The sequence below is a fragment of the Paraburkholderia sp. JPY465 genome (genome assembly GCF_050436725.1).
Taxonomy (GTDB): Bacteria; Pseudomonadota; Gammaproteobacteria; order Burkholderiales; family Burkholderiaceae; genus Paraburkholderia; species Paraburkholderia youngii.
Genome location: NZ_JBNDMT010000003.1, coordinates 1,266,815 through 1,279,923 on the forward strand (window position 1 = coordinate 1,266,815; position 13,109 = coordinate 1,279,923).

At 66.2% G+C, this 13,109-nt stretch carries 14 protein-coding genes; 8 read left to right on the forward strand and 6 right to left on the reverse strand.

Annotated elements, in window-relative coordinates:
* The first annotated feature begins 2 nt into the window (after window positions 1-2).
* Complete coding sequence (locus tag QFZ94_RS20445) at window positions 3-185, forward strand: hypothetical protein (RefSeq protein WP_368587239.1); 183 nt, start codon at window positions 3-5, stop codon at window positions 183-185.
* A gap of 39 nt (window positions 186-224) precedes the next feature.
* Here QFZ94_RS20445 and QFZ94_RS20450 read toward each other — a convergent pair whose 3' ends face one another.
* The 3 genes from QFZ94_RS20450 to QFZ94_RS20460 form a co-directional block, all read right to left on the reverse strand.
* Window positions 225-452 (reverse strand): hypothetical protein, encoded by a 228-nt coding sequence (locus QFZ94_RS20450; RefSeq protein ID WP_368587238.1) that lies wholly within the window; start codon window positions 450-452, stop codon window positions 225-227.
* A 77-nt stretch (window positions 453-529) separates the two neighbouring features.
* Complete coding sequence (locus tag QFZ94_RS20455; RefSeq protein ID WP_429459106.1) at window positions 530-1,459, reverse strand: LysR family transcriptional regulator; 930 nt, start codon at window positions 1,457-1,459, stop codon at window positions 530-532.
* Between the two features lie 94 nt (window positions 1,460-1,553).
* Entirely contained in the window at window positions 1,554-2,954 is a 1,401-nt protein-coding gene (locus QFZ94_RS20460) for a DHA2 family efflux MFS transporter permease subunit (RefSeq protein ID WP_429461866.1), read from the reverse strand.
* Between the two features lie 149 nt (window positions 2,955-3,103).
* On the opposite strand from QFZ94_RS20460, the gene QFZ94_RS20465 reads away from it, so the two are divergent.
* Entirely contained in the window at window positions 3,104-3,964 is an 861-nt protein-coding gene (locus QFZ94_RS20465) for a LysR family transcriptional regulator (protein WP_368624183.1), read from the forward strand.
* A gap of 53 nt (window positions 3,965-4,017) precedes the next feature.
* On the opposite strand, the gene QFZ94_RS20470 is transcribed toward QFZ94_RS20465, so the two are convergent.
* On the reverse strand, window positions 4,018-4,455 hold the full coding sequence (locus QFZ94_RS20470; protein ID WP_410848006.1) for a carboxymuconolactone decarboxylase family protein: 438 nt from the start codon (window positions 4,453-4,455) through the stop codon (window positions 4,018-4,020).
* A gap of 242 nt (window positions 4,456-4,697) precedes the next feature.
* Here QFZ94_RS20470 and QFZ94_RS20475 point away from each other — a divergent pair, with 242 nt between their 5' ends.
* Window positions 4,698-5,756: an NAD(P)/FAD-dependent oxidoreductase gene (locus QFZ94_RS20475; protein ID WP_429459109.1), complete on the forward strand. Its 1,059-nt coding sequence runs from the start codon at window positions 4,698-4,700 to the stop codon at window positions 5,754-5,756.
* Window positions 5,757-5,804: 48 nt separating this feature from the next.
* On the opposite strand, the gene QFZ94_RS20480 is transcribed toward QFZ94_RS20475, so the two are convergent.
* Entirely contained in the window at window positions 5,805-5,999 is a 195-nt protein-coding gene (locus QFZ94_RS20480; RefSeq protein ID WP_429461868.1) for a hypothetical protein, read from the reverse strand.
* Window positions 6,000-6,316: 317 nt separating this feature from the next.
* On the opposite strand from QFZ94_RS20480, the gene QFZ94_RS20485 reads away from it, so the two are divergent.
* The 5 genes from QFZ94_RS20485 (at window position 6,317) to QFZ94_RS20505 (ending at window position 11,447) form a co-directional block, all read left to right on the forward strand.
* Complete coding sequence (locus QFZ94_RS20485) at window positions 6,317-8,287, forward strand: hybrid sensor histidine kinase/response regulator (protein WP_429459111.1); 1,971 nt, start codon at window positions 6,317-6,319, stop codon at window positions 8,285-8,287.
* A gap of 120 nt (window positions 8,288-8,407) precedes the next feature.
* A complete protein-coding gene (locus tag QFZ94_RS20490; protein WP_429459113.1) occupies window positions 8,408-9,562 on the forward strand; it encodes an acyl-CoA dehydrogenase in 1,155 nt (384 codons plus the stop codon).
* 33 nt (window positions 9,563-9,595) lie between these two features.
* Window positions 9,596-10,201, forward strand: a complete 606-nt coding sequence (locus QFZ94_RS20495; protein ID WP_368586995.1) for an SAM-dependent methyltransferase — start codon at window positions 9,596-9,598, stop codon at window positions 10,199-10,201.
* Window positions 10,198-10,863: a glycosyltransferase gene (locus QFZ94_RS20500; protein ID WP_429459115.1), complete on the forward strand. Its 666-nt coding sequence runs from the start codon at window positions 10,198-10,200 to the stop codon at window positions 10,861-10,863. The genes QFZ94_RS20495 and QFZ94_RS20500 overlap by 4 nt, the downstream gene beginning before the upstream one ends.
* Before the next feature lie 89 nt (window positions 10,864-10,952).
* Window positions 10,953-11,447 carry a DUF421 domain-containing protein gene (locus tag QFZ94_RS20505; protein ID WP_429459117.1) on the forward strand — a complete coding sequence of 165 codons (495 nt, stop codon included), beginning with the start codon at window positions 10,953-10,955 and terminating at the stop codon, window positions 11,445-11,447.
* 63 nt (window positions 11,448-11,510) lie between these two features.
* Here QFZ94_RS20505 and QFZ94_RS20510 read toward each other — a convergent pair whose 3' ends face one another.
* Window positions 11,511-12,914 carry an MFS transporter gene (locus QFZ94_RS20510; protein WP_368586992.1) on the reverse strand — a complete coding sequence of 468 codons (1,404 nt, stop codon included), beginning with the start codon at window positions 12,912-12,914 and terminating at the stop codon, window positions 11,511-11,513.
* Between the last annotated feature and the right edge of the window lie 195 nt (window positions 12,915-13,109).

The window sequence follows — 13,109 nt, forward strand, 5'->3', positions numbered from 1 at the left end:
GGATGACGCCTTTTAACGATCGGAAGCGGCATAAACCGGCGCAAAGCGGAGCGGCCGGTTCGGAGGGCGCACACTTCGCTGCTAGCAGCAAAATAGTCCAAGGCGCCGAAAAAATATTCGGTAAAAACAAGGAAGAAATGTTTGCTTACAGAAAGGCGCTCGAAGGGAAAAGCGATGCGGCCTGAATGCATGAAGCAGTTCAGGCCGCTCCGGTACGGGTTTTTTCAACCGACCGACGGTTCGCCGTCACCGCGTTGTTTGCCGGGACGGTCCGCCGGGGACTGCTTGTGGCCCTCGCTCTGGCGCTCGGGCATCTTGCTCTTTGCGTTGTCGCTATGCACGGCGTGGTGCGGATGCGCTAAATCCTCGGTCTGGGTGCCGGCCTCGGGTTTTGATTCGTCTTTGTCCGCGCTTTTTGCTTCGCCTTGGGATTTTTCCGTCGTCTTGCTCATCGCTGCTCTCCTGGAGGGAAGACAAGGGTCCGACAGCAAGACGCGGACCGCGGCGGGCGGCAAACAGAAGTTCTGCGCTAGGCGGCCGGGTGGCGCGGCCTGGCGCCGGTCAGCGACAGGATGAAGTCGAGAAACGCGCGCACCTTGGCCGGCGGATGGTGCCGCGACGGATACAGCGCATACAGCGGATAGACCTCGTCGCCCCAATCCGGAAAGACCTCGATCAGCTTGCCGCTCGCGAGCAGCGACTCCGCGCCGAGCGCGAGAATCTGCGCGATCCCCTGGCCTGCGACGCATACGCTATGCAGCGTGCCGACGTCGTTGACGGTCAGCCGGCCCTGCGGCGTCAGCGAGAACTTCTTGCGGCCTCGATGGAATTCCCAGGTGAACGGGTAACCGGTGAGCGGATCGCGAAACTTGATGCAAATATGCCGGCCGTCTTCGAGCTCGGCCGGATTCTCCGGCTTGCCATGCTTCTTCAGATACGACGGCGCCGCCACGGTCAGGATGCGCGTATCGAGCAGCTTGCGAGCGACGAGTGTCGACACCGGCGGGTCGCCGAAGCGGATCGCGACATCGAAGCCGTCCGCGATCATGTCGCCCAACTGGTCGCGCGTGATCAGTTCGAGCTGCAGGTCCGGATGTTTGTCGATGAAGCTGCCAAGGCGCGGCCCGAGCACGAGCCGTGAAAAAAACGGGTCCATGTTGACGCGCAGACGCCCGCGCACCGCGGTCTTGCCCTGCGCGGCGGAGGCCGCCGCCTCCTCGAGTCCGCCGAGCAGCGGCACGATCTGCTCGTAGAAACGCCGGCCTTCGTCGGTCAGCGTAACCGAGCGCGTGGTGCGGTCGAACAGGCGAATGCCGAGGCGCGCTTCGAGCCGGGCAACCGAACGGCTTACGCCCGATTGCGACATGTCGAGCGCTTCGCCCGCGGCCGCGAAACTGCCGCAATCGACGATCGCCGTCAGCACGCCCATGCCGTTCAGCACGCGCTCATCGAATGGCATCGGGGGTACCTGCCGGGTAGCCATGGATGCCAGACATGCTAACGCGGAGAGCTTTCGAATTCATGCGCTGACACGCGTTGAAACGCGTCGCGTGTCAACGCCCCGCGCTCTGCGCAGCCTGGCCGCGAATCACGCGGGTGCCCGACGGATCGTCGAGGTGGCGGAAGATCCACGCGGACACGAGCGTGATCACGCCGACGCACACGAACGCGAGCCGGAAGCCGAGTGCCGCCGAGCCCCATTGATCGGCGAACAGATTGACGAGCCCGCCGCCGATCGACACGCCGAGCCCGATCGCGAGCATCTGCACCATCGAGAAAAGGCTGTTGCCCATGCCCGCGTCTTCGTGCGACAGGTCCTTCAGCGTGACGCTGTTCATCGCCGCGTACTGCATCGAGTTGGCCGCGCCGAAAACGGCGAGGATCGCGACTTCGATCACGAGCGGTGTGCCGCGCGAAATCAGCGAGAACGCGACGATCGCCGAGCCGACGATGATCGTGTTGACCAGCAGGAACGTGTCGTAGCCGTAGCGGCGCACGAGCGGCGCGATCCAGCGTTTCGCGAGCGTGCCGGCGAGCGCCGCGGGCAGCATCATCAGACCGGAGTGCAGCGGCGAGTAGCCGAGCTGCAATTGCAGCAGGAGCGGCACGAGGAACGGCACCGCGCTCGAACCGATCCGGCATACCAGGTTGCCGATCAGGCCGACGCTGAAGTTCGGCTCGCCGAACAGCGACAGCTTGAACAGCGGATTGCGGCGGTTTCTCGCGTACGGAACGTAGGCGAGCGCGCTGGCGACCGCCAGGGTGAACAGACCCGCCGACCACGCCGCGCGATGCGACGGGACCGGCGCGTCGATCGCGAGCGAAAACGCGATCATGCACAGCGATAGCAGGGCGCAGCCGATCACATCGAACGGCGGCGCCTGCGTCGCGTCATGCGAAGGCAGAAAGCGGTGCACCGCGTACAGGCCGAGCGCGCCGATTGGCACGTTGATCAGAAAGATCCAGTGCCACGTGATCGCCTGCACGAACCAGCCGCCGAGCGTCGGCCCGGCGATCGGCCCGAGCTGCCCCGCGATCGAAATGAACGCGAGCGCCGCCACGTAGTGCTCGCCCGACACGCTGCGCAGCACCGCGAGACGTCCGATCGGCAGCAGCATCGAGCCGCCGATGCCTTGCAGCACCCTCGCCATCACGAGCTCGCCGAGCGTGTGCGCGCTCGCGCAGCAGATCGAGCCGAGCACGAACACGAGAATCGCGGCGAAATAGACGCGGCGGGTGCCGAAGCGGTCGGCAAGCCAGCCGGAGGCGGGCGTGAGCATCGCCATCGTCAGCGTGTAGGCGACGACGACCGGTTGCATCGCGAGCGGCGCGACTTGCAGGCTGTTCGCGATCGACGGCAGCGCGGTGTTGACGATCGTCGTGTCGAGCGACTGCATGAAGAAGCCGGCGGCGACGATCCACAGTAGGGCGGTTTGAGACGAATCCTTGGTCATGTTTTCGACAGCGGGCGTGGCGGAAAAGCGCCACCGGAGCGGGGCCATGCGGAATTCCGTCATCTTATTGACATCCCCGTCAATCGGGAACCCCACTAAGCTCGCTGACTGTTATCGACAATGCCGATAAGCAGCGCGACAATTCGCGCATGCTCAATCCGATCTGGCTGAAGACCTTCTCGACCGTCGCGGCCTGCCATAGCTTCACCGAGGCGGGGCGGCGGCTCGACCTGACGCAGTCGAGCGTCAGCGAACATATCCGCCGCCTCGAACAGAGCGTGGGCCGGCGCCTGTTCGTGCGCGACACCCATTCGCTCGCGATGACGCCCGACGGCGAAGCGATGCTCGCGCATGCGAGCGTGATCCTGCAGGCCTTATCGCGCGCGGAGTCGCAGTTTCGCGCGCCGCGTCTGAAGGGGCGCGTGCGGCTCGGCTCGTCAGACGACATCGCGCTCGGCCCGCTGCCCACCGTGCTCGCGGCGTTTCGCAACGCGCACCCCGACGTCGAGCTGGAAATCACGATCGGCATGACCGGCAGGCTCTACGAACTGCTCGACGCCGGCGCGATCGATCTGCTGGTCGGCAAGCGCCGGCTCGGTGACCGGCGCGGCGTGCCGCTTTTCACCGGGCGGCTGGAATGGCTCGCGCAGACCGGCACGCTCGTCGATCTGAGCCAGCCGCTGCCGCTGATTCTGGTCGCCGAGCCGAGCGTGACGCGCGCGGTCGTGCTCGATGCGCTCGCCGAAGCCGGCGCGAGCTGGCAGATCGTCTGCACGAGCAGCAGTCATTCCGGCTGTATCGCGGCTGCGCGCGGCGGACTTGGCATCACCGTGCGGCCGCAGTATCTGGCCGCGCGCGGGCTGGCGCCGCCGTTGAATGCGGCCGGCTTGCCGACGTTGCCGTCGGTGGAATTCATCGCGCTGGCGGCGAAGCGCTTGAGCCGCCCGGCGGGCACGCTGCTGCAGTTGCTGCATGACAGCGATCTGCGCGGGTCGTGGATTGGCGAGTGAGGCGGGCAGTACCGTGCCTCATGCCGCTGCTTATGCCGCCATTCATTCACCGTTCAGGCCGGCATCTTCCGGAACGAAATCGCGAAGCGGTTCCACGCATTGATCGCCGAGACGAGCAGCGTCAGGTCGACCAGCTCTTCGTCGCTGAAGTGCGGGCGCACCGCCTGCCATACTGCGTCCGGCACGTGATCGTGCGACACCAGCGTGAGCGCTTCGGTCCACTCGAGCGCCGCGCGTTCGCGGTCGGTAAAGAACGGCGTTTCGCGCCACACGACGACGGTCGCGAGACGCCGCTCGGTTTCGCCGCCCTTGCGCGCGTCGCTCGTATGCATGTCGACGCAATAGGCGCAGCCGTTGATCTGCGAAGCGCGCAGCCGCACCAGTTCGGTCAGCGATTTTTCGAGCGCCGACTTGCCGATGCGCTCTTCGACGCCGAGCAGCGACTTGATCGCGGCGGGGTTGGCTTTGTAGAAGTCGAGACGTTGTTCCATGATGGGCTCCTGGGCGGGTGGGACGCTGCGATGGATCGGGCAGGTGTTAGCTTAGTCCGCCATCTGGATCATCAAAATGGCCGATTCCAGATATTTTCAGGTAGCCGCTTTCGGGCGTTGAGCGGCCCCGCATAGCATCCTTACCGCCGACGATGGCATCGTTGCCGCGTGCGGGCCGATTCGGTAAGGTGAGTCATCGACGCTTGCTTTGCGCCTTTCACCGTGATCCGGAGACCTGCCTGATGACCGTTGCCGCCGACCCGTCCTCTGCGCCCACCTCGCCGATCCGCACCGATGTCCTGATCGTCGGCGCCGGTCCCGTGGGTCTGTTCGCGGCATTCGAGGCCGGTGTGATCGGCCTGACCTGCCAGATCGTCGACATACTCGGAAGGGTCGGCGGGCAGTGCATCGAGCTGTATCCCGACAAGCCGATCTACGATATCCCGGCGATCCCGTCATGCACCTCGCGCGAACTGGTCGAGCGACTGGTCGCGCAATGCAAGCCGTTCGATGTGCCGATTCACCTCGAACAGCGCGTCGACACGGTCGAGCAACGCGACGACGGCCGCTGGACCGTGCGCACGCAGCGCGGCCTCGTGTTCGACGTCGCGGCGATCCTGCTCGCCGCCGGCAATGGCGCGTTCGTCCCGCAAAAGCTCGGGCTCCCCGAGGCCGTGCCGCTGGAAAAGCGCAACGTGCACTACAGCGTGGCGCGCCTCGCCGATTTCGCCGACAAGAACGTGGTCGTCGCTGGCGGCGGCGATTCGGCGCTCGACTGGGCGCTGGCATTGCGCAAGGTCGCGCGGCGCGTGACCCTCGTGCATCGGCGCGCCGGCTTCAGCGCGGCCGATTCGAGCGTCGAGCTGATGCGGCGCGCGGTCGAGGCGGGTGAGATGGACTTCGTCATCGGCGCGATCGCGGCGCTCGAAGTGGAAGACGGCGCGCTGCGTTCCCTGACGCTGAAGCAGATCCATGGCGAGACCCAGCTCGAAGCCGAACACCTCATCGCCTTGTATGGACTCGTCGCGGATCTCGGCCCGATCGCGCAGTGGGGACTGAAGATTCACGGCGGGCGTATCGATGTCGATACCTCGAACTACGAAAGCTCGCGGCCGGGCATCTTCGCCGTCGGCGACATCGCGAACTATCCGAACAAGCAGAAGCTGATCCTGTCAGGCTTTCACGAGGCGTCGCTCGCGCTGCGCAAGGCGTACGCTTACGCGTATCCCGACAAGAAACGCGTGCATGTCCATTCGAGCTACGACACGAAGCTCGCGGAAAAGATCGGCGCGGCCGGCTGACGGCGTGCGCGCAAGCGCAGCGACGTCGAGCCGGACCGGCCATTGGCATCATTTTCCAGCGGGTTGACTCGCGGCGGCGGCGCTCGCGGCCTTGTCTTTCTTCTTCGCCTCATGGTGGCCGATCGCGCAGCCCGCGGCCGCACCCGCCGTCCCATGATGTCCGGCAACGTGGCCGGTCACCCCGCCCACGACCGCGCCTTTGGCGCAGCCTTCCGCCTGCGCGACGGTGGATGCGAAGCTCAATGCCGCAGCGAGGGCGCACGGGGCCGCGAAGTTCGTGGCGATAGTCGTGAATAGCTTTTTCAATTGACACTCCTGTTTTTGCTGTCGAAGGGTAAAACCGAAAGCCGAAACCGCCGCGCGGCGACGCTTTCAGTGATGACCGGCTAGCAAGCGCGGGGCCCGCCGTTATAAGCTGTGCGCCTTATGAGCCGGCGCGCGGGCGCCCTTCGCGAGGTATCCCGGCCCATGCGTGGGCCGCGCAAGCGTTTGCGCGAAGGCTTCGGCGCCGGCCAGGCGCGAGATTTGCTAAACACAACAATTCCAACTACGTGTCCGCCATGACCCAGCTTGATGCTTCTACTCTCCGCGTCCACGGCGAGCCCGCTCGAGTGCAGGCCGAGGCCGCGCCGTCGGCGCCCGTTAGCGTCGATTACTGGTCGCTCGTGCAGGCGATCTCGGACTACGCGATCTTTCTGCTCGACGCGAAAGGCCACGTCGTGAGTTGGAACGCCGGCGCGCAGAAGCTGAAGGGCTACACGGAAAACGAGATCGTCGGCCAGCATTTCTCGCGCTTCTATACCGAGGAAGCCGTCGCCCGCGGCTGCCCAGGCTACGAGCTGGAACAGGCGGCGCACACCGGCCGCTTCGAGAACGAGGACTGGCGCGTGCGCAAGGACGGCACGACGTTCTGGTCGAACGTCGTGATCACCGCGATACGCAACGAGCAGGGCGAGGTCACCGGCTTCGCGAAGATCACGCGCGACCTGACCGCGCAGCGCGAATATCTCGAAGCGCTGCGCCAGAGCGAGGAGCGCTTCCGTCTGCTCGTCGATAGCGTGAAGGACTACGCGATTTTCATGCTCGATCCGCAAGGCTTCATCGTCAGCTGGAATTCGGGCGCCGCGCGCATCAAGGGCTATACGCATGACGAAATCGTCGGCCGGCACTTCTCGCAGTTCTATGTGCCCGAGGAGGCCGCGGCCGGCAAGCCCGCGCGCGAACTCGCGATGGCACGGCAGATCGGCACCGTCGAAGACGAAGGCTGGCGCGTGCGCAAGGACGGCTCGACGTTCTGGGCCAACGTGATCATCACGGCCGTCTATGACGAATCGCGACGCTTGCGCGGCTTCGCCAAGGTCACGCGCGATCTCACCGAGCGGCGCCGGCGCGAGGAACTCGAGCGCTCCGGTGAGCGCATGCGCGAATTTCTCGCGACGCTCGCGCACGAACTGCGCAATCCGCTCGCGCCGGTGCGCAACGCGGTCGGCACGATGCAGATGGAAGCCAATCTGAGCCCGGTGGTCGCGCGCGCGCGCGATCTGATCGATCGCCAGGTCACGCACCTGACGCGACTCGTCGACGATCTGCTCGATATCGGCCGCATCATGTCCGACAAGGTCGAACTGCGGATTGCGCGGGTCGATCTCACCGAGCTCGTCACGCGCGCGATCGAAGCGGCGCGGCCGTTTACCGACTCGCGCGAGCAGCGCGTGGTCGCCCAGGTCACCGACGCACCCGTGAGCATTCGCGGCGACATGACGCGGCTCGTGCAGGTGCTGCAAAACCTGCTGCACAACGCGTCGAAATTTTCGCCGCACGGCAGCGTGATCGAGATGCGTGGACGGGTCGACTTTCGCATGGCGGTGCTCGAAGTGCGCGACGTCGGCTGCGGTATTCCGGTGCGCTCGCTCGACAAGATCTTCGAGCTGTTCGCGCAGGAGAAGGAAGGGCAAAGCTTCGGCGAAGGCGGTCTTGGGATCGGCCTGACGCTGTGCAAGTCGCTCGTCGAGATGCATGGTGGCAGCATCGTCGCGAGCAGCGAAGGACCGGGCCTTGGCAGCACGTTCACGCTGAGTCTGCCGCTCTCGGCGCAGTCCGACACCGCGGAGAGCGGCGCGATCAGCGCCGCGCCCCACGTGCAGCCGCTGCGGGTTCTGCTGATCGACGACAATCGCGATTCGGCCGACAGCCTCGCGATGCTGCTCGAACTGAAGGGCCATGAGGTGCGTATCGCCTACGAGGGCGAGCAGGCGCTGCAGATCGCGCCGCGCTTCTCGCCGCATCTCGCGTTGATCGATCTCGCGATGCCGAAGATGGATGGCTATGCGACGCTCGCGGCGTTGCGCGCGCTGCCCGAGATGGCTCGCACGATGTACGCGGCGATGACGGGCTTCGGTCATGCAAGCGATCTCGATCGCACGCGCAAAGCGGGTTTCCATGCGCACCTGGTGAAGCCGGTCGAAATGGCGGTCCTCGACGCATTGCTCACGAAGACGGATGGACGACTGAGCGGAAGCGGGGGGACGTAGGCGCTTTTTTGCTGCGCGGCTGCGTCGTCAGCTGGGGCACGATGTTTGCTGCGACTCTGCATACGTTCCGGTCCGCCGCCGCGCGGCGGGCCGCGGATCGAAACGGTGCAGGGAGGCACGATGCTCGATACGCGCGACCACGCGGCCAGCTTCAAGGCCCAGTCACGGCAGATTTCTAATCAACACGGCGGCCGCGCACCGTCGCTCGACGATTTCCTGCGCGACGCGCGTTTCGATGCGAACGATCCCGCTGCTCTCGGAGCACTGCTCGCTGATCTGATCGAGCGCGGCTACGATCGCGCGCCGAGCTTGCCGTTGCCGGGGCATGGCGAGACGCTGGTGCGCTGGCGCGCGCTCGCCGCCGTTGCCGCGCGCGACCTCGGTCTCGTCAAACTGTTCGAAGGCCATACCGATGCGCTCGCGATTCTCGCCGAACTGAACGGTCCGCTGCCGCCGCCGGCAAGCCGCTGGGGCGTGTGGGCCGCCGAAGCGCCGGACGCGCGAGTGCGCGCGGTCAATCAAGGAATCCAGAACGTTTTCGGCGAGGGCGCTCAGGTGCGCCTGTCCGGCACCAAAGCCTGGTGCTCCGGCGCGCAGGCGCTCACCCATGCGCTCGTGACCGCTTGGCGCAATGATGAGCCGGTGCTCGCGGCCGTCGCGCTGGACCAGAGCTCGATCTCGATCGACACATCGAAGTGGCAGGCCGTCGGCATGTGGGCGACCGCGAGCGCCGATGTGACGTTCAACGACACCGTTGCGACGCTCGTCGGCGCGCCGCATGAATATCTGCGGCGCGCGGGCTTCTGGCATGGCGGCGCCGGTATCGCCGCGTGCTGGTACGGTGCGGCCGCGCAGATCGGCCGCACGCTGCGCGACGCGTGCGCCCGGCGCGCGGATGCGCATCGGCTGGCTCATCTCGGTGCGACCGATGTCGCATTGCAGTCGGCCGCCGCGGTACTGCGCGAAACCGCCGCGTGGATCGACGCGCGCCCTTCGGATGATGCGCAGACGCGCGTGCTGCGCGCGCGTCTTGCCGTCGAGCAGGCCGCGAGCGCCGTCATCGATCAGGCGACACGCGCGCTCGGCGCGGGCCCGTTGTGCCGCGACGCGCGCTTCGCGCGAGCGGTCGCCGACCTGCCGGTGTTTCTGCGCCAAAGCCACGCGCAACGCGATCTCGCCGCGCTTGGCGAACGGCTCGTCGCGTCCGCCGACACGAGCGCCGCGCCGGCATCGGATCACGCGTCGTCGCAAACACTCACGTCGTGGACGCTATGACCTTTGTTCCCCAGCCTTCGGAGGATCGCTGAGATGAGCTCGCCGATGCGGTACTTCGATGAACTTTACCGACGCAGCGATGATCCGTGGCGTTTGCGCGAAGGCTGGTACGAACGCCGCAAGCGTTCGCTGACACTCGCGCTGCTGCCGCGGCCGCGCTATCGCAACGGCTTCGAACCGGGCTGCGCGAACGGCGAGTTGACGGCCGGGCTCGCGACGCGCTGCGACGCGCTGCTCGCCGCCGATTTGCACCCGCGCGCGGTCGCGCTCGCGCGCGAACGCGTGGCGGGCGCATCGAACGTGCGGATCGAACAGCGCAGCGTGCCGTGCGAATGGCCGACCGAGCACGGGCCGTTCGATCTGATCGTGATCAGCGAGTTTGCGTACTATCTCGACGCGGCCGAGCTCGAAACGCTGGCCGCGCGCATCGCCGGCTCGCTGACGACCGATGGCACGCTGCTCGCCTGCCACTGGCGCCGGCCGTTCGCCGAAGCGCGCGAATCGGCCGACCGCGCGCACGCGCTATTCGATGCGCGCTGCGGCCTCGCGCGTCTCGCGCATCACGACGAAGCCGACTTGCTGATCGACGTGTGGTCGCGCGACGCACGTTCGGTCGCGCAGCGAGAGGGGCTTCTATGATCGGCGTGATCGTCCCGGCGCATAACGAAGAGGCGTTGATCGCGGGGTGCCTCGCGGCCTTGCTCGAAGCGTCGCGACACCAGGCGCTCGCCGGCGAAGAGGTGCGGATCGTCGTCGCGCTCGACGCGTGCAGCGATTTCAGCGGGGCGATCGCGCGCGCCTACGGCGTGCAGACGCTGACGCTGAAGGCGCGCAACGTCGGGATCGCGCGGGCGCTGGGCGCGTCGCTGCTGCTCGCGCTCGGCGCGCGCTGGCTCGCGTTTACCGATGCCGACAGCCGCGTGTCGCCGGATTGGCTCGCCGCGCAATTGGCGCTCGGCGCCGATGCGGTGTGCGGCTCGATCGCCGTCGACGACTGGAGCGCGCATCCGCACAGCGTGCGCGAATATTTTCGCAAGACCTATGTCGACGCCGACGGACATCGTCACGTGCACGGCGCGAACCTCGGCGTTTCCGCGCAAGCCTATCGGCGCGCGGGCGGCTTTCCGCCGCTCAGGTGCAGCGAGGATGTCGCGCTCGTCGATCGCCTGATCGCGACGGGCGCGCGCATCGCGTGGAGCGCCGCGCCGCGCGTGACCACGAGCGCGCGCACCGCGGCCCGCGCGCGCGGCGGTTTCGGCGATACGCTCATCGGATGGGCGACGGATCGCGCGCTGGCCTGAGCGACGGCGCTGCGTCGCGAGCGGGTCTCGCTCGCAACGATCCGGATACCGGAACATTGGCACGGCAATAAGCCGCGGGGAGGACGAACATGATGGACGCGTTTTTCGTTCTATTCGGCCAGGGTAGGGATCTCGACCCGTTGCAGATGGGGCTGCGCTCGATCGTCGTGTTCGTGATCGCGATCGTGCTGATTCGCGTATCGGGGCGGCGCTCGTTCGGTCAGCGCACGCCGTTCGATCTGGTCGTCGTGATTCTGCTCGGCGCGATGCTGAGCCGCGCGATTGTCGGGGCGTCGCCGTTCATCGCGACCGTGGTCGCGTCGCTGGTGATCGTCGTATGTCACCGGGTGCTCGCGTGGGCGTTTATACGTTCGCGCCGCTTCGAGCTGTTGGTGTGTGGCGTCGAGCGCGAGGTGTTCAGCGACGGCAAGTTCCACGCGAACGAAATGCACGCGGCGCTCATCACGCGCACCGACATCGAGGAAAGCGTGCGGCAGAAAATCGGCTCGCGCTCGATGGACAACGTGGCCGCCGCGATCCTCGAACGCAATGGCGAGGTGAGCGTGATACGCAAGCGCGAGTGAGCGCCCGAACGCGTGCAGCGCGGGGCGCTTGTTCGGGCGGGCTGTAAGGACTCAACGCGCAGCTCAGCCGCGCCCGCCTCGCGAAATCTCCGAGCCCGCGCCGCGCGGCAAGCGCAGCGTGACCGGAATCGACGCGAACGAGCACAGCCCGACCACCAGAAACGCGGGCCAGAAATCCGACCACGTGATGCTCGGATGCCCATTCAGTGCGCGCGAAATCTGCAGCACGATCCCGCCGACCGTCACGCCGAGACCGAGCGACATCTGCTGCACGACGCTGCCGAGGCTCGTCGCGCGGCCGACGTCGCGGCTCGCAATCTCCGCGTAGGTCAGCGAATTGAGGCTGGTGAACTGCAACGCTGGGAAGAAACCGCCGAGCAGCACGACGACCCAGATGATCCATGTCGGCGTGTGCGGGAAAAAGAGTCCGCACGCGGCGATCGAAATGCCCGATAGCGCCGCGTTGAACACGAGCACCTGGCGAAAGCCGAAGCGGCGCAGCACGGTGGAGGCGATCGTGCGCATGAACATGCCGCCGAACGCCGACGCGCAGGTGATCAGCCCCGATTGGAACGCGCTCATACCGTGGCCTTCCTGCAGCAGCAGCGGCAGCAGGAATGGCAGCGCGCCGAGGCCGATGCGAAACAGCGAGCCGCCGAGCACGCTCGCCTGGAAAGTTGGCACCTTGAAAAAGCGCAAGTCGAGCAGCGGCAGCGCGACGCGCTGCGCGTACGCGACGTAGATCGCGAGCAGTACCGCGCCGAGCGCGCACATGCCGAACGCGTCGGTATTCGAAATCAGTTCGCCGCCGACCAGCGACAAACCGAGCAGCAGCAGCACCGCGCCCGCCGCCGACAACAGGAAGCCGATCCAGTCGAGCGGGCCGGGGTCCGGTTCGCGCGTATTGGCGATATAGCGATTGGTCAGATAGATGCCGAGAATGCCGATCGGCACGTTGATGAAGAAGATCAGACGCCAGTGCAGATACGTGGTGATGAAGCCGCCGAGCAGCGGACCGGCGGCAGGGCCGAGCATCGCGGGCACGCTCAGATAGTTCATCGCGCGGATGAAGTCGGCTTTTTCCACCACGCGAAAGATGATGATCCGCCCGACCGGCACCATCATCGCGCCGCCGACGCCCTGAATGAAACGCGCAACCGTGAAAGTGGCAAGCGAGTTCGACGCGGCGCACAACAGCGAGCCCGTGACGAAGATGCCGATCGCCGTGCGGAACACCGTGCGGGCGCCGAACTTGTCGGCGAGCCAGCCGCATACCGGGATGAACACACCGAGCCCGAGCACGTAGCTCGTGACCGCGATTTTCAGCGTGACCGGATCGCGGGCGAAATCGCGCGCCATGGCCGGCAACGCGGTGACGATCACATTGGCGTCGACGCTTTCCATGAACATCGCGCACGCGACGATAAGGGGCGCAATCAGAGCTTTCTGAGTCTGGGCGACGGTCATGACGGCGAGGCTGCGGCGAAGCGTCGCAGGCAAAGGGGGCATTATTGCACCTGTACGGTGCGGATTGTTAATACCTGCGCGGCCGATGCTGCCCCTTTACCCTTTCTGTATCCAACACGCGACGGCGGCGTTGCGATGCCGCCAATAAATATTGATTTTTGTTGCGCTGCGGCACGAGATGGTTATAATCGGGTT

What these genes read in the sequence shown, in the direction of transcription:
- QFZ94_RS20500 (WP_429459115.1), top strand. Translation starts at nt 10,198, where the DNA reads ATGATCGGCGTGATCGTCCCGGCGCATAACGAAGAGGCGTTGATCGCG.
- QFZ94_RS20505 (WP_429459117.1), top strand. Translation starts at nt 10,953, where the DNA reads ATGATGGACGCGTTTTTCGTTCTATTCGGCCAGGGTAGGGATCTCGAC.
- QFZ94_RS20465 (WP_368624183.1), top strand. Translation starts at nt 3,104, where the DNA reads ATGCTCAATCCGATCTGGCTGAAGACCTTCTCGACCGTCGCGGCCTGC.
- QFZ94_RS20450 (WP_368587238.1), bottom strand. Translation starts at nt 452, where the DNA reads ATGAGCAAGACGACGGAAAAATCCCAAGGCGAAGCAAAAAGCGCGGAC.
- QFZ94_RS20510 (WP_368586992.1), bottom strand. Translation starts at nt 12,914, where the DNA reads ATGACCGTCGCCCAGACTCAGAAAGCTCTGATTGCGCCCCTTATCGTC.
- QFZ94_RS20455 (WP_429459106.1), bottom strand. Translation starts at nt 1,459, where the DNA reads ATGCCATTCGATGAGCGCGTGCTGAACGGCATGGGCGTGCTGACGGCG.
- QFZ94_RS20460 (WP_429461866.1), bottom strand. Translation starts at nt 2,954, where the DNA reads ATGACCAAGGATTCGTCTCAAACCGCCCTACTGTGGATCGTCGCCGCC.
- QFZ94_RS20470 (WP_410848006.1), bottom strand. Translation starts at nt 4,455, where the DNA reads ATGGAACAACGTCTCGACTTCTACAAAGCCAACCCCGCCGCGATCAAG.
- QFZ94_RS20485 (WP_429459111.1), top strand. Translation starts at nt 6,317, where the DNA reads ATGACCCAGCTTGATGCTTCTACTCTCCGCGTCCACGGCGAGCCCGCT.
- QFZ94_RS20445 (WP_368587239.1), top strand. Translation starts at nt 3, where the DNA reads ATGACGCCTTTTAACGATCGGAAGCGGCATAAACCGGCGCAAAGCGGA.
- QFZ94_RS20490 (WP_429459113.1), top strand. Translation starts at nt 8,408, where the DNA reads ATGCTCGATACGCGCGACCACGCGGCCAGCTTCAAGGCCCAGTCACGG.
- QFZ94_RS20495 (WP_368586995.1), top strand. Translation starts at nt 9,596, where the DNA reads ATGAGCTCGCCGATGCGGTACTTCGATGAACTTTACCGACGCAGCGAT.
- QFZ94_RS20475 (WP_429459109.1), top strand. Translation starts at nt 4,698, where the DNA reads ATGACCGTTGCCGCCGACCCGTCCTCTGCGCCCACCTCGCCGATCCGC.